This window comes from Nostoc sp. (assembly GCF_035638895.1).
In the GTDB taxonomy this organism is placed as follows: Bacteria; Cyanobacteriota; Cyanobacteriia; order Cyanobacteriales; family Nostocaceae; genus Nostoc.
Map to the genome: position 1 here is coordinate 1 of NZ_DASQZC010000666.1, position 2,002 is coordinate 2,002.

Sequence of the window (2,002 nt, forward strand, 5' to 3'; positions counted from 1 at the left end):
TCATTGCGAATGCAGCGAAGCGAAATGTAGGCGAAGCCTTCCCGAAGGGTAGCAATCGCAAGGGCTGGGATTGCTTTGCTTCTCTACGAGACGCTGCGCGAACGCTCGCAATGACTGTAATTAATTTTGCGTAGTTACTTACAAGCTTCTTGATTCATCAATGGAAATATAAAAACGCGTAGTATCATTATTTCAAGCTCCTAACTCAGGTATGGGGTAAAAATTACGTTAGCGTAGCGGTAGCGAGTCCGCGAGCGTCATTACGAATTATAAATTACGAATTATTGTGACTACTGTAATATTTGTACATGGCACAGGCATTAGGGAACGAGAATACAACGAAACTTTTCAGATAATTGAGCAAAAGATTCACGCTCAACGTCCTGACATCAAAGTTGCTCCCTGCCTTTGGGGTGTATTAGGTGCAAAATTCAATGATAATCGGGCATCAGTACCCTTGGAAGATGCGACACTGGCTTTATCTCCAGGAGAAGAAGACGCAGATATTGTGTTGTGGGGGCAATTATACCGCGATCCTCTGTATGAATTGCGGCTGTTGTCTTTGAAACCGATTGAGTCAGGAAATGCCTTTGGGGAAGAACCAGGGGATGTTTTACAATCTCGTGTAGCCAGTCTCACACCGACATCTCAACTGCAAACTAAGTTGCAAGAGGCGGGAATTGCAGAGGTATTTGAGCCAACACGAGAGGCGGTTATCCACAGTGAACCATATCAACGGGCATTGCTCACAGTTTCCGAATCTGATTTGAGTGAGTATTATGCACCAATAGCTAGAGCAGTTGTGGCTCAAGCAATGTTTATTAGCGAACAGCAAGAAAAGTTTCCCCCCATACTCACCGATGCCCAATTGCGCGATAAAGTTGTGGAATTGCTGACTCTGGCTTTGGGAGAAGCAGAGTTAGGATTGGGTGGCTGGTTATTAAAGCCAATTGTTGAACTAGCACAGCACGGCGGAACAAATTATATAAGGGGAAACCGCCTTGAGTTAACTGATAAAATTTCGCCTATGCCTGGTGATATTTTGTTGTATCAGACGCGGGGTGAAAAAATCAGGGCGTTTATCCAGCAACAAATTGCCCAAGCAGAACCGCCAGTGGTTTTAATCGCCCATAGCTTGGGAGGTATCGCTTGTGTAGATTTGCTAGTGCAGCAGCAGTTGTCTCAGGTGGAATTATTGGTAACAGTTGGTTCCCAAGCACCATTTTTATATGAGATTAACGCCCTCTACAGCTTAGAATATGGGCAGTTATTGCCAGAGCATTTCCCGCAATGGTTGAATATCTACGATTTACGGGATTTTCTCAGTTACGTGGGTAATAGAATTTTCCGCGATCGCGTGCAGGATGTGCAAGTGGATAGCAGACAACCATTTCCCCGTTCTCACGGCGCTTATTGGACAAATGCCAAAACCTGGGAGGCGATTATTTCAAGGTTGCCATAATGGTTTACTCCACCCTAACCCTTACGCCAATTGCTTTAAATCAGGTATTGCCCGCCCAACGCAGTGGCTCCCATTGTAAAGGCTACGGTGTACACACAAGTCTGAAGTTCTTCAAGAATCTGGGTTTTACTCCACCCTAACCACTGCTTGAATTCAATAAACGACCGCCCGAATTCAATAAACGACCACCCGAATTCAATATATTTATTGCATAAATTATCAAAACCTCACCTGAAACCTGATTTACTAAGGTTTTAGCTTTAGTTTTACCCCACCCAGGTAATCTTTGGGATTTAAGAAGAAATTCGACTTGTGTGTACACGGTAGCTTTCCAAGGGGAGCGACTGCGTTGCGGAGGTTCCCTCCGTTGTAGCAAGTGGCGTAGGATTAAGGGGGGTAATTCAACTTGTGTGTACACCATAGATTCCCTGCTAGGGAAGGGAGTTAGGGGATTAGGGGGTTAGATCATTTTCCATAGGAGGTGAGAAACTAAATCATCATGCAGTTGATGGCTAAACCTGAGCGGACATTTGGGTTAAT

At 44.7% G+C, this 2,002-nt stretch carries 2 protein-coding genes; one reads left to right on the forward strand and one right to left on the reverse strand.

All coding sequences use genetic code 11. The features are described 5' to 3' along the window. Positions 1–286 precede the first annotated feature (286 nt). A complete protein-coding gene (locus VE944_RS31265) occupies positions 287–1,462 on the forward strand; it encodes an RBBP9/YdeN family alpha/beta hydrolase (RefSeq protein ID WP_324986816.1) in 1,176 nt (391 codons plus the stop codon). 136 nt (positions 1,463–1,598) lie between these two features. Here VE944_RS31265 and VE944_RS31270 read toward each other — a convergent pair whose 3' ends face one another. Further along, entirely contained in the window at positions 1,599–1,883 is a 285-nt protein-coding gene (locus VE944_RS31270; protein ID WP_324986818.1) for a hypothetical protein, read from the reverse strand. Positions 1,884–2,002 lie beyond the last annotated feature (119 nt).